16 protein-coding genes and 2 pseudogenes are annotated in these 19,357 nt (G+C 65.3%); 2 read left to right on the top strand and 16 right to left on the bottom strand.

Features of this window, described 5'->3' with window-relative positions:
- Positions 1–63 precede the first annotated feature (63 nt).
- From RTN46_RS02560 to RTN46_RS02490, 16 genes and pseudogenes are all read right to left on the bottom strand, one after another.
- Complete coding sequence (locus RTN46_RS02560) at positions 64–1,455, bottom strand: S8 family peptidase (protein WP_396157213.1); 1,392 nt, start codon at positions 1,453–1,455, stop codon at positions 64–66.
- A 35-nt stretch (positions 1,456–1,490) separates the two neighbouring features.
- Positions 1,491–2,354: pseudogene (locus RTN46_RS17010) on the bottom strand (exopolyphosphatase); the annotation flags it as partial.
- A 111-nt stretch (positions 2,355–2,465) separates the two neighbouring features.
- Positions 2,466–3,128, bottom strand: a pseudogene (locus tag RTN46_RS17005) (DUF501 domain-containing protein); the annotation flags it as partial.
- 175 nt (positions 3,129–3,303) lie between these two features.
- Entirely contained in the window at positions 3,304–4,038 is a 735-nt protein-coding gene (locus tag RTN46_RS02550) for a septum formation initiator family protein (protein WP_312178854.1), read from the bottom strand.
- Between the two features lie 126 nt (positions 4,039–4,164).
- Positions 4,165–5,445 (bottom strand): phosphopyruvate hydratase, encoded by a 1,281-nt coding sequence (gene eno / locus RTN46_RS02545; RefSeq protein ID WP_312178853.1) that lies wholly within the window; start codon positions 5,443–5,445, stop codon positions 4,165–4,167.
- 117 nt (positions 5,446–5,562) lie between these two features.
- Positions 5,563–6,270 carry a MazG nucleotide pyrophosphohydrolase domain-containing protein gene (locus RTN46_RS02540; RefSeq protein ID WP_312178852.1) on the bottom strand — a complete coding sequence of 236 codons (708 nt, stop codon included), beginning with the start codon at positions 6,268–6,270 and terminating at the stop codon, positions 5,563–5,565.
- Positions 6,263–7,414: an adenosine deaminase gene (locus RTN46_RS02535; RefSeq protein WP_312178851.1), complete on the bottom strand. Its 1,152-nt coding sequence runs from the start codon at positions 7,412–7,414 to the stop codon at positions 6,263–6,265. Before RTN46_RS02535 ends, RTN46_RS02540 begins: the two co-directional genes overlap by 8 nt.
- Positions 7,415–7,457: 43 nt before the next feature.
- Entirely contained in the window at positions 7,458–8,102 is a 645-nt protein-coding gene (locus tag RTN46_RS02530; RefSeq protein ID WP_312178877.1) for a DedA family protein, read from the bottom strand.
- A gap of 260 nt (positions 8,103–8,362) precedes the next feature.
- Entirely contained in the window at positions 8,363–9,649 is a 1,287-nt protein-coding gene (locus tag RTN46_RS02525; RefSeq protein ID WP_312178850.1) for a thymidine phosphorylase, read from the bottom strand.
- Positions 9,646–10,101, bottom strand: coding sequence for a cytidine deaminase (locus tag RTN46_RS02520; RefSeq protein ID WP_312178849.1), 456 nt, complete (start codon positions 10,099–10,101; stop codon positions 9,646–9,648). The genes RTN46_RS02525 and RTN46_RS02520 overlap by 4 nt, the downstream gene beginning before the upstream one ends.
- A 13-nt stretch (positions 10,102–10,114) precedes the next feature.
- A complete protein-coding gene (locus tag RTN46_RS02515) occupies positions 10,115–11,401 on the bottom strand; it encodes an ABC transporter permease (protein WP_312178848.1) in 1,287 nt (428 codons plus the stop codon).
- On the bottom strand, positions 11,398–12,762 hold the full coding sequence (locus tag RTN46_RS02510; protein ID WP_396157210.1) for an ABC transporter permease: 1,365 nt from the start codon (positions 12,760–12,762) through the stop codon (positions 11,398–11,400). The genes RTN46_RS02515 and RTN46_RS02510 overlap by 4 nt, the downstream gene beginning before the upstream one ends.
- Positions 12,759–14,303: an ABC transporter ATP-binding protein gene (locus RTN46_RS02505; RefSeq protein WP_312178847.1), complete on the bottom strand. Its 1,545-nt coding sequence runs from the start codon at positions 14,301–14,303 to the stop codon at positions 12,759–12,761. The genes RTN46_RS02510 and RTN46_RS02505 overlap by 4 nt, the downstream gene beginning before the upstream one ends.
- Positions 14,304–14,436: 133 nt before the next feature.
- Entirely contained in the window at positions 14,437–15,555 is a 1,119-nt protein-coding gene (locus tag RTN46_RS02500) for a BMP family protein (protein WP_396157208.1), read from the bottom strand.
- A gap of 227 nt (positions 15,556–15,782) precedes the next feature.
- Positions 15,783–16,973: an amidohydrolase gene (locus RTN46_RS02495; protein ID WP_396157220.1), complete on the bottom strand. Its 1,191-nt coding sequence runs from the start codon at positions 16,971–16,973 to the stop codon at positions 15,783–15,785.
- Between the two features lie 102 nt (positions 16,974–17,075).
- Entirely contained in the window at positions 17,076–18,227 is a 1,152-nt protein-coding gene (locus RTN46_RS02490) for a mannose-1-phosphate guanylyltransferase (protein WP_312178846.1), read from the bottom strand.
- A 241-nt stretch (positions 18,228–18,468) separates the two neighbouring features.
- Here RTN46_RS02490 and sdhC point away from each other — a divergent pair, with 241 nt between their 5' ends.
- The gene (gene sdhC / locus RTN46_RS02485; RefSeq protein WP_312178845.1) at positions 18,469–18,849 is read left to right on the top strand and encodes a succinate dehydrogenase, cytochrome b556 subunit; all 381 of its coding nucleotides are present in this window, start codon (positions 18,469–18,471) and stop codon (positions 18,847–18,849) included.
- Positions 18,850–18,851: 2 nt separating this feature from the next.
- On the top strand, positions 18,852–19,316 hold the full coding sequence (locus tag RTN46_RS02480) for a succinate dehydrogenase hydrophobic membrane anchor subunit (protein ID WP_312178844.1): 465 nt from the start codon (positions 18,852–18,854) through the stop codon (positions 19,314–19,316).
- The last annotated feature ends 41 nt before the right edge of the window (positions 19,317–19,357 follow it).

The raw sequence follows: 19,357 nt of genomic DNA, 5'->3' as shown, positions 1-19,357 counted from the left end.
GACTTGTGAAAGTCTTCACGAAGTCTTCCGAACTCGGTTTTTCGCTTCCGCCGACCGAGTCTGCTAACCCTGCCGGGCGGGTTCCTTTTCGTGTTCCCCGCCTCCCGGGGAACTCTCCCCCGGCTGTTCCGGAGCGCTCCGGCCGGAGCGGCGGATCCGCAGGACGGCGATGGTTCCGGCCGTCCCGACCAGCAGGATGAGACCACCGAAACCAAGCACCAGGGCGGCCGGCAGTGGGTCCTCTTCCGGATGCGGTTCGGCTGCCTCCGGGACCTGGGGTGCGGGAATGTCCGGCACCGCAGGACCTGCCGGCGGCTCGGCGTCCTCCGGTGCGGCCGGCGCTTCTCCGCGCCTGTGGATGCGGATCCACTCTTCGATGGTGCCCAGCGGATTCCCCTCAACCACCGGAACGGCGGCGTTGACCGCCGCATTGGCGTCAACGATGCCGTAGCCATAGAGGGTGTCCCGGCCGGGTACGCCGCCGTCCTTGGCCGTGGTAATGATGCGATTTATCACCTGGGCTGCGCTGAGTTCGGGGTGGGCCGAGCGGATCAGGGCCGCGACGCCGGAAACCAGTGGCGCCGCCGCCGAGGTGCCGGACCATTCGGCGTAGCGTGAGGTGCCTTCCGGCAGGCCTCCCACCAGGTTTTCGGCAGGTGCCGCCACCCCGATGCTGATGCCTTCCGAGGAGGAATCCCAGCTCGCTTTCCCTTCACGGTTCAGCCCAGCGACCGTCAGCACGCCCGGGATGGTAGCCGGGGCACCAACCTGGACCATGCCCACGCCGCGGTTACCCGCGGCAGCCACGATCACGACGTCGTGCTGCTCGGCATACAGGAAGGCGTCGTCCCAGCTTTCCGGCCAGGCCGTGGACGAGGAGCCCAGGGACATATTGATGACCTTGGCGCCGTTGTCCACTGCCCATCGCACTGCGTTGGGCAGCTGATCGTCAATCGGAATTCCGCCCGGGTTCGAGCCGCCGATCCAGGCGGAGACCGTCATCAGTTCGGCCTTTGGCGCCACGCCGACGATGCCGTCCGGCCCGTTGCCCGGGCCGTCGTATTTTGCCTTGTCCTTGTCGGCGTCTTTGTCGCCGTCCTTGCCGCTGGCTTCGGCAGTGTGTCCGCGCCCGGCCAGCAGCGTGGCCACCAGGGTCCCGTGCTCGGGATTCACGCCGATGCCCCGTGCCCCGGCGGGATCACCGGCACCGGAGACGTCGGTTCCGCCGCGGACGGCGCCGGCCAGGTCAGGATGGGTCGGATCGATACCGGTGTCGATCACCGCCACCTTGACGCCTTCACCCTGGGTCGTTTTCCAGGCTTCGGTGATCCCGTAGTCGGTAAGCCAGTATTCCTTGTCCCGCCATTCGTCCGCGTGGGCGGGACTGGGCGCGGCGAGCTGGAACAACAGCACAACCGTGAGCGAAAAGGCTCCTGCGGAAGCAGCGCGTTTCACCGCGGCACCCCTGGGGCGCCGGTTCGTTGCCGCCGTCACCGGGCCGTGCTCAGGGCGATGCCGTCGAGGATGTCATGCTCGGACGTCACTGCGGAATTGATGCGCCCGTCCGTCAGTTCCGCCACCCGGTCCACGATGGTCTGCCAGATCAGTGAACCGGCACCAATGACGTCCACGCGGCCGGGATGCATGTACGGCAGCTCGGCGCGTTCGCTCCGGGTCATCTGGACGAGCGAGCGGGTGGCGTCGTCGATGGATTCCACGCTCAGCTCCGTGCCGTGGATGGCTTCGGAGGTGTATTCGGGCAGTTTCAGGGCGTGGGCCGTCACCGTGGTGATGGTCCCGGCGACACCGACCAGCCGGTCCGCGGTGGAGAGCGGTACCGTCTGAAGCACCTGGGCGATCATGTCCAGGATGTCTCCACGCGCCAGGGCGACTTCGGCTTCGGTGGGCGGATCGGAGACCAGGTGGCGTTCGGTGTACCGGACGCAGCCCATGTCGGTGCTCTTGGCCGCGAGCACGCCTTCGGAGGTGCCGAGGACAAACTCGGTTGATCCGCCGCCAAGGTCGACCACGAGGGTACGGACGTCACTGCCGCCGTCCAGGACACTGGTGGCGCCGGCGAAGGAGAGGCCTGCTTCCTCCTCGCCGGTAATGATTTCCGGGCTGACGCCCAGGCGCTTGCGGATGCCTTCGGCGAATTCTTCGCTGTTCTCCGCGTCGCGGGTGGCCGAGGTGGCCACGAACCGGACTTTTTCGGCTCCGTGTTCCTGGATCAGCTGAGCGTATTCCTCGGTGGCGGCGAACGTGCGTGCCAGGGCCTCGTTCGAGAGGCGTCCGGTGGCGTCGACCCCCTCGCCCAGCCGGACGATGCGCATCAGGCGCACGACGTCGGTGAGGCGGGTGACGCCGTCGTGCGTCTGCGCGTCGGCGATCAGGAGGCGGATTGAGTTGGTGCCGCAGTCCACTGCGGCCACCCGGGTCTTCGTGTTCGCGGTGTTCTCCATGGCTTGGTCCTGCCCCCTTTGTTCGGCTTCCAGCGCAGCCCGCCGGGCAGCCCGTTTCCGGTCCAGCTCCTGGGCAGAGAGACCCTGTGTCTTGGTGTGGCGGCTCAGGTCCCGCGAGGGGGCAGGGCCGTCCGTTGCCCATGCGCCCTCACAATAGCAGCGGTCACGGGTCCACCACTCGGCGATGGCGTCGAGCGCTTCATCCCCCAGCGGGTTCACTCCGGGACCCGCTGCGAGGGAATGGCCGGCCAGCACGTGAAGGCATTTGACCCGGGTCGGCATCCCGCCGGCGGAGACCCCGGCGATTTCGGGAACCGGCCCGGTGCCGGTGCGTTCGCCGATCTGGTCGCGGACCTGCAGATAGGCCTCGTGGGCGGCTTCGTAGCGGCTGGCAAGTTCCGGGTCCTGTTCCAGCCGTGCCGTCATCTCGGCCATCACACCGGCGGCCTCGAGGCGGGAAATCGCCGCCGTGATCACGGGGTGGGTCAGGTAGTACGTAGTCGGGAACGGAATGCCGTTGCCCAGCCGGGGAGCGGTGGTGGCTACAAGCGGGTTGCCACAGACGCAGCGGGCACCGATCTCGACGACGTCGCGGACCGGCCGTCCGAGCTGCCGGCTCAGGGTCTCCAGGTCTTCCTGGGTCGGTGTGAGCTGGTCCTGGATCATGCCGGAAGGTCCTTCCTGGGGGTCCGGAGCGGACCGAAGTGGTGGTGTTTCAATAGTCCAGCGTACTGTGCCGCCGGGGGCGCCGGCGCCGGGTCCTGACCGTCCGGGGCCATCGCCGGCGCATCCCAGGGGTGCCTCCGGGCGTTCACCAGGACCTTATGAAGCGGTTACCGGATCAGGGCGCGGTGGCGGAGCGGACCACCGAATCCCATAGTGCGTCCACCCATTCGAGGTCCTGCGGCGCTTCGGCCGCTGCCTGCTCTTCGACGTCCTCGACGCCGTGTTCGCCCTTGACCAGGTAACGGGTTTCACCGGGCATAACCAGGAAGATCCGTTCACGCGCCTGGGCCTTGATGTAGGCCGGGTCTTCCCAGCGGTCCAGGGTCTCCTGCAGCTGTTCCCCGGCCTGTTCCGCCTGGACGATGTCCGCCTGCAGCGCGGCGATTTCCGACCGCTGCTGCAGGAAGGTCCGGACAGAAGGCGCCAGCAGGACTGTGATGACCACCATGACGATTCCGAGTGCCAGCAGCCTGCCGGAAAAGGACTTCGCCGGAACGGGCTGCAAGGCAGGTTCGGATTTGGGTTCCTCTTCGGGCCGGGTGCCGGGCGGGACATCGCGGCGGATCTCCCCTGCCAGTTCCTGCCGGGCTGCGGCGCGGGCAGCAGAGGCGCTCTCGGGTTTGGCCGTCTTGGCTGGTTTGGGCTGCCGGGGCTTTTTGCCCGCTGGAGCCGCTGCACCGGCCTTTTTGGCCGGGGCTGTCCCCTTGGCCGAGGCTGTTCTTGAGCCCGTCCCTGGCGCAGCTGCGTTGGCGTTATCCGCGCTGGGGGGCTTTGGGGCTGCCCGGCGGGGGGCTCCTGCCGGAAGTCCGTCGGCCGCCGGCTTGGGCACCTTCGGTCGTCGGGTGGACATGCTGCTCCTCGTCTGGCTGACTCTCGGTTCTTGCTGCACCGGTTCACTGCTGGCCGGAGGCAAGGGCGGCTAAATGCCGCCGGTGGGCACCCCCATAGTCGAGGGTACCCACCGGCAGGCGCGTAACTACGCCGTGAAACGCGGGAAGGCGCTGCGGCCTGCGTAGCGTGCGGCGTCGTCGAGCTCTTCTTCGATGCGCAGCAGCTGGTTGTACTTGGCTACGCGCTCTGACCGGGCCGGGGCACCGGTCTTGATCTGGCCGGCGTTGGTGGCGACACAGATATCAGCGATCGTGGTGTCTTCGGTTTCGCCGGAGCGGTGCGAGGTGATCGTGGTGAATCCGGCGCGCTGCGCCATGGTGATTGCGTCCAGAGTCTCGGACAGGGTACCGATCTGGTTTACCTTCACGAGCAGCGAGTTGGCGGCGTTTTCCTTGATGCCGGTCTCGAGGCGGGCCGGGTTGGTGACGAAGAGGTCGTCGCCAACCAGCTGGACCTTGCTGCCGAGGCTCGCCGTGAGGGCCTTCCAGCCGTCCCAGTCGTTCTCATCCAGCGGATCCTCGATGGAAACCAGCGGGTAGTCGCGGACGAGCTCCTCGTAGTACGCGGACATTTCCGCAGCGGTGCGGTTCTGGCCTTCGAAGACGTACGCGCCGTCCTTGAAGAACTCGGAGGAGGCGACGTCGAGCGCCAGCGCGATGTCGGTGCCCGGGGTGTAGCCGGCGCGGGTGATGGCCTCGAGGATCAGGTCCAGGGCAGCACGGTTGGACGGCAGGTTCGGGGCGAAGCCGCCCTCATCGCCGAGACCGGTGGAGAGACCCTGTTCCTTCAGCACGGACTTGAGGTTGTGGTAGACCTCAACACCCCAGCGCAGGCCCTCGGAGTAGGTTTCGGCGCCCAGGGGAACAATCATGAATTCCTGGATGTCGACGTCGGAATCCGCGTGGGAGCCGCCGTTGAGGATGTTCATCAGCGGCACGGGCAGGATGTGCGCGTTCGGGCCGCCGAGGTAGCGGTACAGCGGCAGCGCCGCTGATTCTGCCGCGGCACGGGCCACGGCAAGGGAGACCCCCAGGATGGCGTTCGCACCGAGTCCGGACTTGTTCTCGGTGCCGTCCAGGTCCATCATCGCCTGGTCGATGGCGCGCTGGTCGGCAGCGTCGAAGCCGAGCAGGGCGGGCTGGATCTGGTCGATGACGGCTTCAACGGCCTGGAGGACACCCTTGCCCTGGTAGCGGTCCTTTTCGCCGTCGCGGCGTTCGTTGGCTTCAAAGGCTCCGGTGGAAGCACCGGAGGGAACTGCGGCACGGCCGAAGGTGTCGTCGTCGAGCAGGACCTCGACCTCGACGGTCGGGTTGCCCCGGGAGTCAAGGATTTCACGGGCGTGGATGGCATCAATGATGGCCATGGGAATGCTCCTGTTCGTTGGAACTTGGGATGGAAACTACAGCCAGGCCTAAGACGGGAGCCACGCTGCCTGCTCCAAGCCTAGTGGAATCGCGGCGCGTAGTAAGGACCGGGTGCGTCAATCGGTAACGGGAGGCACCGGCGCCGTAAAACGGCGGACGGCTGCCCGCAGGGCCGCCTCCGGGTCGATGCCGCGTTCGGTTGCCTGCCGCACGGTTTCAAAGAGCAGTTCCCCGAGTTCCTCCTCGCCGTCCCACTCCGGCGTTCCGGAAGCCGGCGTTCCGGAGGCGGGCAGGGGAACGGGGACTCCGGCACGGCGGGCCCGGTTCTGTGCCTTGGCGGCCAGGGCAAGGGCCGGCAGGGACGCGGGAATGCCTTCGAAAGGGCTGTTGCGCGCAGGTTTTTCAACCTTTTTGGCAGCGTCCCAGGCACGCTCGATCTCGGCCGGGTCACCGGTAGGAGAATCTGTCAGGGTTCCGTCGGAGTTGAACACGTGCGGGTTCCGCCGGACCATTTTCCCGGTCAGTCCCTCGATCACGTCCTGAATCGAGAAGTGACCCGCTTCTTCCTGCAGCCTGGCATGCAGCAGGACCTGGAATAATACATCGCCCAGTTCTCCGCTGAGCTCTGCGGCGTCAGCGGCACCGGTGTGGCCGGCCTCCACCGCGTCGATGACCTCGTAGGCCTCCTCCAGCAGGTACTCCAGCAGCGACTCGTGGGTCAGCGCGGCTGTCCACGCGCAGCGCTCCCGCAGCAGCGCGATGACCTGGGCCAGCCGGGTGAAGGCCTGGCCCAGGTCATCGGTGCTGTGCGCGGGATCAGCCACGGACGCGGTTGAAGCCTTCGGTGATGTGCGCAGCCAGGGCCGCGCGCTCTTCCAGCGGCAGGAAGGCGGCGTTGGCCGCGTTCATGGTCAGGTCCAGGACGTCATCAAGGTCGTAGCCGAAGGTCTGCACCAGGAGCTCGAACTCGTCTGTGAGGCTGACGCCGCCCATCAGCCGGTTGTCCGTGTTCACGGTAACGGCGAAGCCGGTCTGGAACAGCAGGTCGATCGGGTGGGATTCGATGTCTGCGCCGAAGGACTCCACGGCTCCGGTCTGCAGGTTCGAGGACGGGCAGATTTCCAGCGGGATTCCACGGTCCCGCACCCAGGCGGCCACGTCACCCAGGGTCACCATTCCGATGGCGGTGTCCTCGCCGGCGTCGGGCGCGTCTTCGTCTTCGAAGTCCACTTCGATGTCCTCGGCGATGCGCACGCCGTGGCCCAGGCGGAGCGCCCGCCCGTGGACCAGTGCATCCACGATGCTTTCGACGCCCGCGGCCTCCCCAGCGTGGACCGTGACCGGGAACATCTGCTCGGCCAGGTAGGTGAAGGCATCCTTGAAACGCGAGGCCGGGAAGCCGTCCTCGGCGCCGGCGATATCGAAGCCCACGGCTCCGCTGTCCCGGTGGCGGACGGCCAGTTCGGCAATTTCCATGCCGCGGTCGCCGTGGCGCATGGCGGTGATGAGCTGGCCAACCTGGATCGGGTGCCCATTGGCGGCGGCGTCCTCGACACCGGCGTCCAGGCCCGCCTGGACGGCTTCAACGGCCTCGTCCAGGGTCAGTCCGCCGCGCAGGTGCTGCTCGGGGGCCCAGCGGACCTCGGCATAGACAACTCCGTCTTCGACCAGGTCTTCAACAAATTCGCGGGCGACGCGGCCCAGCCCCTCACGGGTCTGCATAACGGCGATGGTGTGGTCGAAGGTCTCCAGGTAACGGACCAGGGATCCGGAGTTCGCCGATTCACGGAACCACTCCCCCAGAGCCACGGGGTCCGTGGACGGAAGGACGTAACCGCCTGCCTCGGCGAGTTCCACCATGGTGGCTGGCCGCAGCCCGCCGTCGAGGTGGTCGTGGAGCGAAACCTTTGGCAGGACGCGGATATCGAAGCGGGAAAGGGCAGCGGGATGCGTAATGGGCTCAGTCACACGCCAACTCTACGTGAGCCGCGCCACCGGCGCCCCTGGGCCGCTAGGACTCTTTCCGGGCCATCTGCTCGACCGGTTCCTCGTGGTGCATCGGGGTGGGGCCCCGCAGCTTGTTGATGATCCTGTCGATGATCAGGCCCAGAACCAGCGCCACCGCGACGGCGACGATGACGGCGAGCAGGTGGTGCTGCTGGAACCACGCACCGGCAAGCGCCCCGATGGCGACTGAATAGGCGGCCCACAGCACCGCGGAGAGCCCGGTGAGGGCCACAAACATACGCCGTGGATATCGCGTCGCTCCCGCAGTCAGGTTCACCACCACTCGTCCCACCGGGATGAACCGCGCGATCAGGATTAGTGAAACAGCGCGTTTGTCGAGTTCCCTCCGGGCCCAGACAAAACCGCGCTGCATCCGCGGTCCACGCATCCAGCGGAACCGGTCCGTGCGGAGGGAACGCCCAAGGGCATACGCGATGTTGTCACCGATAAATGCCCCGCCGGCTGCGGCCAGGAGAATCAGCCAGGGGTTGGGAGCGGCCGACGTAAAGATGAGCGCGGAGAGGCCCACCACCAGCGATTCGCTGGGGATCGGCGGGAAGAAACCGTCCAGCAGACAACAGGCAAACAGCACCAGATAAACCCAGGGAGCCCCCGAATAGGTCAGGACGAAGCTGTTGATGTTGTCCATTACGGCGTTTAGAACGTCCAATGGGCTGCACTCCTCGGGTCGGCATCTGTAGCTACAACGATGCCACCCTGCGAAGAGTGCCCGGTATGGGGTATTCCCCCGAGCACACCCTGAACCTCAACCCGGACTGACCCGGGCTGACCCGGACTGACCCGGGGAATGGCAGCAACGGCCAGGGGTCCGCCGGAAGCTGAGCCGGCGGCCCCTGCCCTGGGCCCTGTGTTTTTTTGTTGGGTTCCGGGTTCCGGGTTGCGGGGGGCTCAGCTGATGCGGTCGATGATCAGGTCAGGTGTGGCGGCGGGGCCCGGGGACACCGTGACGGCATCGGCGAGAGCCTCGCGGGCCCGCTCGAACTTCTCCGGGGTGTCGGTCAGAAGCGTCAGAAGCGGACTCCCTGCCTTGACCCTGTCACCGGGCTTGGCATGCAGCCGAACTCCGGCGCCCGCCTGGACGGCGTCTTCCTTCCGCGCCCGCCCGGCGCCCAGCCGCCAGGCTGCCACTCCAACCGCGAGGGCGTCCAGCTCCGTGAGCACGCCGTCAGCCGGCGCCAGGATCGTCTCGGACTCCTTCGCCACCGGCAGCTTGGCGGCGGGATCGCCGCCCTGCGCGGAGATCATCCGGCGCCACACGTCCATGGCCCGCCCGTCCCGGAGCGCGGCCTCCGGATCGGCATCGGGGCGGCCCGCTGCGGTGAGCATCTCCCGGGCCAGCGCGACGGTCAATTCGACGACGTCGGCCGGTCCCCCGCCCGCGAGGACCTCCACGGATTCCTCCACCTCGATGGCGTTGCCTGCCGTCAGGCCCAGCGGAGTGGCCATATTTGTGAGTAATGCCACAGTATTAACGCCCGCATCTTTACCGAGTGTGACCATGGTGCGGGCCAGTTCGCGGGCGTCGTCCACATTCTTCATAAAGGCACCGGAGCCGACCTTCACGTCCAGCACCAGGGAACCGGTGCCTTCGGCAATCTTTTTGCTCATGATCGAGGAGGCGATGAGCGGAATCGCTTCCACGGTTCCGGTGACGTCACGCAGGGCGTAGAGCTTTTTATCGGCAGGTGCCAGGCCGGCGCCCGCCGCGCAGATCACCGCTCCGACGTCGGACAGCTGGGCCATCATCTCGTCGTTGCTGAGGTCCGCCCGCCAGCCGGGGATGGCTTCAAGCTTGTCCAGGGTGCCGCCCGTGTGGCCGAGGCCGCGGCCGGAGAGCTGCGGAACGGCGACGTCGAAGACTGCCACCAGGGGTGCCAGCGGGAGGGTGATCTTGTCCCCCACACCGCCGGTGGAATGCTTGTCGGAGGTGGGTTTGCCCAAGCCGGAGAAGTCCATCCGCTCCCCCGACGCAATCATCGCTGCCGTCCAGCGGGAGATCTCCTCCCGGTTCATGCCGTTAAGCAGGATCGCCATGTTCAGTGCGGCCATCTGCTCGTCGGCGATCGCACCGCGGGTATAGGCGTCGATCGTCCAGTCAATCTGCTCCGGGGTGAGCGTGCCGCGGTCCCGCTTGGTGCGGATGATGTCAATGGTGTCGAACTTTTCGGAACTCATTGGTTTTTCTGCCCTTCCAGGTGCTGGGGGCCAAAGGCGTCCGGCAGCACTTCGTCCATCGTCTTGACGCCGCTGACGGTCAGCAGCGCCATGTCCGGTGCCCGGAATTCATAGAGCAGCTGACGGCAGCGCCCGCACGGCATGAGGATGTTGCCTTCGCCGTCCACGCAGGTGAAGGCCGTCAACCGCCCGCCGCCGGTCATCTGGAGCTGGCTGATCATGGAGCATTCGGCGCACAGGGTGAGCCCGTAGGAGGCGTTTTCGATGTTGCAGCCGGAGACGATCCGGCCGTCGTCCGTCAGCGCTGCCGCCCCAACCGGATAGCGGGAATACGGGACGTAGGCGTGGGCCATGGCGGCCCGTGCGGCGTCCTGAAGTGTGTCCCAGTCAATGTCCGGGACGCTGCCGCCGGCGGCGCCCTCAGGGGCACCAGCTGCGTTGTTTCCTTGCATAGGTTTCTACCGCCTAACCCTTGATATATGGGATGCCGCTGGCCGCCGGAGCACGTGACTTACCGACGACGCCGGCGACGGCGAAGATGGTCACGACGTACGGCAGCATGGCCAGGAACTGATTGGGGACGGGAGTCCCGAGCAGGCCGAGCACGGACTGCAGGTTCGATGCGAAGCCGAAGAGCAAGGCCGCAAAGAGTGCCCCGATCGGATTCCACCGGCCGAGGATGAGGGCAGCGAGGGCAATGTACCCCTGGCCGGAGGTCATGTCCCGGTTGAAGGAGGACACCGAGACCAGGGTAAAGAATGCTCCGCCCACCCCGGCGACCGAGCCGGCCAGCAGCACGTTGTAGAACCGGGTGCGGTTCACGTTGACGCCCAGGGTGTCAGCGGCCTTCGGATGCTCGCCGACGGCCCTGGTGCGAAGTCCCCACTTGGTATGGAAGAGGCCGAAGTAGATCGCGGCCACTGCAATGTACATCAGGTAGCCGATCACGGACTGCTCGAAAAGGATCGGTCCGATGATCGGAATGTCGGCCAGCAGCGGGATCCGGATCACGGGCAGGCGCGGCGGAGAGTTCCACTTTGCCGGATCGGCGCTGAGCACCGTGGAGAAGAGGAACCCGGTGAGGCCCGAGACCAGCACGTTCAGCACGACGCCGACGATCACCTGGTTCACGATGTATTTGATGCTGAACACTGCCAGGACCAGGGAGACCAGGACACCGGCAACAGCAGCTGCAAAGAGGCCAACGAACGCGTTGCCGGACAGTGAACCGGCCACTGCAGCGGCGAAGGCGCCGAACAGCAGCTGGCCCTCGATCGCAATGTTCACGACCCCGGACCGTTCACAGAGCACCCCTGAGAGGGAACCGAAAATCAGCGGGAAAGCCAGAGTGAATGAACCTACCAGCAGGCCGTACAGGGCGACACTCGGGGTGCGGGCGCTGCCCACGGCCCAGGTGAGGAAAGCGGCGACGAAGAACACCGCGAACACCGCGATCAGCCAGCCGGGCACGTGCCGGTAGCGGCTCACCAGGAAGGCCGCGTACGCTGCGCAGACGAGCAGGACCACCGAGGAAATCCAGCCCACCACGGTGGCGGACACAACGACGTCGGGCAGCTGGATCGCGGCCTCGGGTTTGGTGAGGCGGAACGTCACCTCGGTGGAGGGGGCGCCGAGCCCAAAGATGAAGAAGCTTAGAAGGGCAAGGATCCCGAGGATGATCGGAACCTTCCAGCTTCGGATGGCCTGGACTGCCGGCGGCCGTTCGGAGGCGAGGGTGGGTGCGGTGCTCATGCTGCTCCTGGGGCGTTCGAGGTCGTGCGCTGGCCGGACGTCTTAAACGCTCCGGGCGGTGGAATTCGAAAGATGGACCGAACCAGCGGCGGTGCGGCGATGAACAGGACGATCAGCGACTGGACCACCAGGACAATGTCGATGCTGGTTCCGGTGCTGGTCTGCATGGTGACGCCGCCGGCCCGGAAGGCTCCGAAGAGGATGCCGGCCGCGAAGGTCCCCCACGGGGTGGACCGGCCGAGCAGCGCGACGGTGATGGCATCGAAGCCGAAGCTGGCTGCCACCCCGGAAGTGAGTACCTTTTCGGTACCGGCAACCTGGGAGACACCCGCCAGCCCGGCCAGCGCGCCGGCGATGAGCATAACGGTGATGTAGCCCTTGGCAGTGCTGATGCCGGCATTGCGGGCGGCCGCCGGATTGGCGCCGACAGCACGGAGTTCGAAGCCGACAGTGGAGCGGTTGAGCAGCCAGGCGATGAAAACGGTGGCCGCGATTGCCATCACGAAGCCCCAGTGGAGGCGGAACCCGTCACCGAGCAAAGGCGGGAACAGGGCCGTGCTGTCGATCTGCGGGCTGATCGGGTTCGTGGAGCCTGGGCGCTGGAAGCTCGGCGTTGTGAGCAGGAAAAGCACCAGTTGGATGGCGATGTAGTTGAGCATGATGGTCACGATGACCTCATGCGCGCCTGTCTTGGCCTTGAGGATTCCGGCGATCCCGCCCCACAGCGCGCCGCCGAGCGCTCCGGCAATGATGACCAGCAGCAGGTGCACTCCCACCGGCAGGTGCCAGCTGAAGCCGACCCAGGCAGCCAGGGTAGCGCCGATGAGGATCTGGCCCTGGGCGCCGATGTTGAACAGCCCGGCACGGAAGGCCAGGGCCACACCGAGGCCGGCGCAGATCAGCGGGGTCGCAACCGTCAGTGTTTGGGTGAGCGGGTAGATCATCCGTGAGAAGCTTTCGGCTTCAAAGTTGAAGACCGCGCCCTGGAACAGGGCAATATAGGCGCCCGACGCCGCAGACCAAGCAGCTGCGAAGAAATCGCCCGGGCGGTTGAAGAAGTAGGCAGCGGCCTTGGCCACTTCTTCGTCCGTCACTGCGATCAGCAGCCCCCCAACGACAAGCGCCATCAGGACAGCCAGCACCGATACCAGTGCGTTGCCCGTGACGATTCGGTGGAGCATGGATTCGCCGCCGTCCTCCGGGCGCAGCTCGGATCCGGACACAGGCACGGCAGGCGGCGGCATGGAGCCGCCGGCAGTTTCGGCGGCGGTCAGCAGCCGCGCTTCTTCAGCTGCTGCCTCTTCCTTGTTCTTCCGTCCGGCCGGTTGGCCGTCCGAACTGTTTTTGTCCTCCGGGCTCACTGCGCCCCTCCCTCGGTCTCGCGTTCGTGCGATGCTGCTTCGTCGGCGCTCATCCCGGCCATCATCAGGCCAAGGACATCGCGCGAAGTGTTGCCGGGGACAATCCCCATGACCCTTCCGCCATAAAGGACGGCAATGCGGTCAGCCAGTTCCAGGACTTCGTCCAGTTCGGTGGACACGATCAGGACCGGTGTCCCGCCGTCGCGCTCTGCCACGATTCGTTTATGCAGGAATTCGATGGAGCCGACGTCGACGCCGCGGGTCGGCTGGGAGGCGATGAACAGTGAGAGCGGCCGCGAGAGTTCGCGTGCCATCACGACTTTTTGCTGGTTACCTCCGGACAGCGTCCCTGCCGCGGCCTCGGCGGACTGTGTCCGGATATCGAACTCGTCGATCTTCTCGGCTGCGTTGGTTGCCACGACCGAGGCGCGCATGGAAAGCCCCCGCGCAAACGGTGCCTTGTTGTAGCGGTTCAGGACCAGGTTCTCCGCTACCGAGAAGGGACCAACGAGTCCGTCGACGCTGCGGTCTTCAGGCACGAAGCCGACGCCGGCGTCGATGATCTGGTCAACGCGCCGCCCAACGAGTTCCTTGCCGTCAAGCTGGATGGAGCCGGTCACGTGGTCCTGCAGCCCCATAACGGCTTCGGTCAGTTCAGTCTGCCCGTTGCCCTGGACCCCGGCGACGGCGAGGATCTCGCCCTTGGCAATCTCGAAGCTGACGTGGTCCACTACGGCCTGGCCGGTGCTGTTAAGGACCACCAGATCGCGGACCGCGAACGTTTCGGCACCGGGTTCGGCCGGCGCCTTTTCCAGGGTCAGGCTGACGGAGCGGCCGACCATCATGGTCGCGAGTTCGGTGGTGCTGGCGCTTGGCGGTGCGTCGCCGACCACCTTGCCCCGCCGGATCACGGTGATCACATCGGAGACGGCCTTAACCTCGCGCAGCTTGTGGGAGATAAAGACCACGGATTTTCCGTCCACAGTCAGCTGGCGCATGATGGCGAGCAGTTCATCTGTTTCACGAGGGGTGAGGACGGCCGTCGGCTCATCCAGGATCAGGACTTCCGCGTCCCTGATCAGGGCCTTGATGATTTCCACGCGCTGCTGCACGCCCACCGGGAGGTCTTCAACGACGGCGTCCGGGTCGACGTCGAACCCGTACTGGTCGGAAACCTGGCGGATGCGGGCGCGGGTGGTTTCCAGGTTCAGCGTGCCGCCGAACTTGGTACTTTCATGTCCCAGAGCAACGTTCTCCGCCACGGTGAATACCGGCACCAGCATAAAGTGCTGGTGGACCATGCCGATTCCGGCGGCCATGGCTTCTCCCGGGCCTGAGAAAACAACCGGCTTGTCATTGACCAGGATTTCGCCCTCTGTTGGTTGGTAGAGGCCGTACAGGACGTTCATCAGCGTTGATTTGCCTGCCCCGTTCTCCCCGAGCAGGCTGTGCACCTGTCCCGGTTCGATCACCAGGTCAATGTGGTCGTTGGCCACCAATGCGCCGAAGCGCTTGGTGATCCCCTTGAGTTCGAGTTTCACAACCCCAACCAATCTGTTTGAGTCTTTGCGTGTGGGTTCCCCGGAAGGAAGACTACCGGGAGCAGAAAAACCGCCGCCCGACCCGCTGCGTTGCAGCCGGACGGACGGCGGTTCGGTTCACTGCCTGCCCGGATTACTTGGGGCTGGCTGCGGATTCCACGGTGATCTCACCGGAAATGATCTTGGCCTTGATCTCATCCACAGCCGTCTTCACATCTGCCGGCACGGCATCTTCCTGATCGTGGAACGGAGCGAGAGTGACTCCGCCGTTCTCCAGGGTGCCGACGTACGGGGTAGCGTCGAACTGGCCGTCAACGTCAGAGGAGATAACAGTCTCCACGGCATCGCCCATCAGCTTCATGACCGAGGTAAGGATGAATTCCTTGCCGGTGGTAGTGGTTTCGAAACCGTCGGAGTCCACCCAGACAACCTTGTTATTCCCGCCATCGGCGTTGGCTGCGACAACGGCATCCAGCGTGCCGGTGCCGACCGGCCCGGCGACGGGCATGATGATGTCGGCGCCTTCGTTCATGAAGTTCTCGGTCGTCGTCTTGCCGGCACCGGCATCGGTGAAGTTGCCGATGAAGGAACCGGTCTGGGCGGCCTTGTCCCAGCCGAGAACTTCTACCTTCGCGTCGTTCTGCTCGTTGTAGTACTCAACGCCGTCCGCGAAACCGTCCATGAAGATGGTGACGGTCGGGATGTTGATGCCGCCGTACGTCGCCACCTTTCCGCTCTCGGAGGTGCCGGCTGCTACGTAGCCGGCCAGGAACGCAGCCTGCGCCGTGTCATAGATGATCGGCTTGACGTTATCCAGTTCGATGCTGTTGTCATCGACGATCGCGAAGTTGCTCTCCGGGTTTGCTGCTGCCACTTCCTTTGTGGCGTCAGCCAGGAGGAAGCCGACGGTGACGGTGATGTCGCAGCTGTTCTGGACCACCATGGAGTCCAGGTTCGGCAGGAAATCGGTTTCGGACTGCGACTCTGCCGTCTTGACCTGGATTCCGAGGTCCTTCTCGGCAGCCTGAAGGCCTTCGAAGCTGGACTGGTTGAACGAACGGTCATCGAATCCACCAGAATCCGAGACCATGCAGGCGAGGAAGTCGCTGCTGGCGCTGCTGCTGCTGGCAGAGTCCGAAGACGTGTCTTCCTCGGGAGCGGCACCGCAGCCGGCCAGCAGGAGCGCCGAAGCGCCCAGCATGGCGGCGGACATACCGGCATTGCGCTTGATGCTGCGCGGAAAATTCTTCAATGTTCCTCCAGAAAGAAATGGGTTCCACCCGTTGAAGTCTGCAGCACAGCCATCCGGTTGAAAGGCCTCGCGCGCAGGCGCGTGTGGTGCGCGCCCCTTACCTCAGTGGAGCGCAGCAAGACCTAACCATAATGGCATGTGACACAAAGCACCCATTTTTTGGGCGCTGCGGAGGACATTGTTTGTATGTTGTTACCAACCCTGCCGCCGGAGCGGTCCCGGAGGGGTTAGTGGCGCAGTCCGCGCGCGGCCCGCACCGCGGCCGCAGCCATCACGGAAACACCGCAGCTGATGGCCAGCTCATCGGGGTTGTAGTCACCCCGGTGCAGGTCGAAAGTTTCCCCGCCGGGCGTGCGGGTGCCCAGCCGCATCATGGCCCCGGGAACTGCATCGGTCATCCAGGCGAAGTCTTCTCCGCCCATGGACTGCGGGGTGAGGACCACGGAATCTTCGCCGAGTTCAGCCCGCGCGGAGGCCTCGATCAGCCCGGTCTCGGCCTCGGAGTTGATCACCGGAGGAACGCCGCGGGTGTGCTCGAGGGCAACGTCCACACCGTACGGCGCAGCGACCTCGCGGACGACGTCGTCGAGCAGTTTTCCAGCCGCGTACCAGGCCTCGGCGTCGAGGCAGCGCATGGTCCCGGCCATAAACCCGTGCGCCGGGATCGCGTTGGGCGCCGACCCGGCATGGATCTGCCCCCAGACCACGGAAACACCGCTGCGCACGTCGATCCGCCGGGACAGGACGGCTGGAACGCTGACGGCTATCTGGCCCAGGGCAAAGACCAGGTCCTCGGTCAGGTGGGGGCGGGAGGTGTGGCCGCCCCGCCCGGAGAGTTCAATGCGGATGGTGTCCGACGCCGAGGTGATGGCGCCGATGCGGGTGCCGACCTGGCCGACGTCGACCCGGGGGTCGCAGTGCAGTGCCAGGATCCGGGGCACGCCTTCGAGGATGCCCTGCTTGATGACTGACAGGGCACCGCCGGGCATCACCTCTTCGGCGGGCTGGAAGATGACGCGGATCCTGCCGCCCAGGCTTCCCTCGGCCTCCACACGGGCTAGTACCTGCGCTACGCCCAGCATTACCGTGGTGTGGATGTCGTGCCCGCAGGCGTGGGTGATGCCGGTGTTGACCGATGCGTAGGGCAGGCCGGTCTCCTCCAGAACGGGCAGGGCATCAATATCCGCCCGCAGGCCCAGCCGGATCGGCCCGTCGCCAATGTCGACGTAGGCGCCGGTTCCGTCCAGCCGTTTCGGCTCCAAGCCGGCGGCTTCGAGAGCTTCGACGATTCGGTCGGTGGTGCGGAATTCCTTGTGCGAGAGTTCCGGATGGGAATGGAGGTCCCGCCGGAAATCGATCAGCTCACCCAGAATCGGAGCAACGCTTCCCCGGATTGAGGGTACGGGTGAGTTACTCAGTGAAGTTGTCTGCACATCTTCAAGGTTAGCCAACCTGATCTGGCTTGCGTGAGCCAGCGGGCTTTAAGACCTCCGTCACACCGATTGTGTAACGCAATTCGCCTAGAGGACGTCGGTGTCGCCGCTGGCTTTGAGGTGCTCCACTGCCTTTTTGACTTCCTGCGCATGGTCCTTGGTGGTGACCAGCAGGGCGTCCGGGGTGTCCACGATCACCACATCTTCGATGCCAATGAGTGCGATCACGCGTTTGGTGTCGGAGACCACGATCCCCGAAGCATTCTCGGAATAGACCCTGGCGCCCTCCCCCATAACGGTCAGCTCCGAGTTTTGTTCGGCCGGGTTCAGCCGCCCGATTGCGGCGAAGTCCCCAACGTCGTCCCAGCTGAAGATGCCGGGAATCATTGCCACGTCACCCGCTGCTGCAGCCGGTTCAGCGACCGCATAGTCGATGGCGATCTTGGGCAGGGTGGGCCAGACACGCAGTGCGACCTCGCGCCGCTTCGGCGTGTCCCAGGCCTCCGCGATCTCCATGAGCCCGGCGTGCAGCTCGGGCTCGTTGGACTGCAGGTGCTTGAGCATCAGCGCCACCGGCGCAACGAACATCCCGGCGTTCCAGCTGTAATTGCCGCTGCGCAGGTAGCTGCGGGCGGTGTCCTCGGAGGGCTTCTCCACGAACTCGACGACGGCGTGGGCGCTGGGTGCGCCGGCGATCTCGAGTGCCTCGCCGGCCCTGATGTAGCCGAACCCGGTCGAAGGGTGGGTGGGATGGATGCCGATGGTGACGATGTACCCCTGGGCCGCGGTGTGGACCGCCTCCCGGACGGTCTCCTGGAAGATTTCTACCGGGGTGATGACCTGATCTGCGGCGAAGGAACCCATGATGATTGACGGGTCCCGGTGGTAAAGGATGGCCGCAGCCAGCCCGATGGCGGCAGCGGAGTCCTTGGGCTCGCTTTCCAGCACCAGGTTCTCCTGCTGGATCTCGGGCAGCTGTGCGAGGACTGCCGTCCGGTGCAGCTGGCCCGTGACGACCATGACCCGGTCGTCGCTGAGCGCAGTCAGGCGGTCATAGGTCGCGCGGATCAGCGTCGAACCGGAGCCGGTCAGGTCGTGCAGGAACTTCGGCGCGGCAGCACGCGAGAGGGGCCAGAGCCGGGTCCCCACCCCGCCAGCCGGAATTACACCGTAGAAACGCTCGAATATGTCGGTGTCCGGAGCCGGTCCCGGGTTCACGTTTTTCATTTCAGTACTCATCAGTGCCAAGGTTAGCTGACCGTTCCCTTCCGACCCGCTGTTGCCGCACCTTGAGTAGATGCCCAGCCGCCCCAGGCGCACGCTGCGGAGTGTAAGCCAGGTCACACAATAGGGGAACCTAAATTGATCCCGGTCCTACCGGGACCTAGATTATGCTTGAGCTTATTAAATGCTCTCGCACCGGCGTCATCACTGCGTAGAAGACGCGCTAGCGCCGCTGCGATGCAGGGAGGAAAATTCAGTGTCGAAGTTACCAGCAGGCACGCTTTACCGCGGCCGCGAAGGCCAGTGGTCATGGGTTGCCCATCGGATCACTGGCGTGGTGATCTTCTTCTTCCTATTAGTCCATGTGTTGGATACCTCACTGGTGCGCGTTTCGCCCGAGGCCTACAACGTGGTCATCGGATCGTACAAGAACCCCATCATGGGTCTCGGTGAGCTTGGCCTGGTCGCCGCCATCGTGTTCCACGCCTTTAACGGCATCCGGGTAATTCTTATCGACTTCTGGAAGAAGGGCCCCAAGTACCAGCGCCAGTTGCTGTGGGGTGTTGTCGGCTTGTGGGCTGTCACCGTGATCGGCTTCGCCATTCGCCACCTTCCCATCGTTTTCGGGGGTAACTAATCATGAGTACGCCAATTGAAGCCCCCCGGGCCGGCCGCATTGCCCCCCGCTACACCCGCAGCAAGTCGGGCAAGGGAAACTTCGAGATGTTCGCATGGCTGTTCATGCGCATCTCAGGTGCACTCCTGGTGGTCCTGATCTTCACGCACCTCTTCGTGAACCTGATGGTCGGCGACGGCATCCACGCCGTCGACTTCGGTTTTGTTGCCGGCAAGTGGGCCTCCCCGCTCTGGCAGATCTGGGACCTGGTCATGCTCTGGCTGGCTATGCTCCACGGCACCAACGGCGTCCGGACGATCATCAACGACTACGCCGAAAAGAACTCCACCCGCATGTGGCTCAAGACGGTCCTGTACTCAGCCACCGTCGTCATCATCGTGCTCGGCACGCTCGTGATCTTCACCTTCGATCCGTGCCCGGCCAACGCCACGCTGGACCAGCTGCCGTCCTTCTGCCCGGCCCCGTAGCCGGACAGGCACCGCAGCACTCCTCCTGAGTAAGACCTGAG

This window comes from Arthrobacter sp. (assembly GCF_031988865.1).
In the GTDB taxonomy this organism is placed as follows: Bacteria; Actinomycetota; Actinomycetes; order Actinomycetales; family Micrococcaceae; genus Arthrobacter_B.
This window is presented reverse-complemented; position numbering and strand designations above follow the sequence as displayed.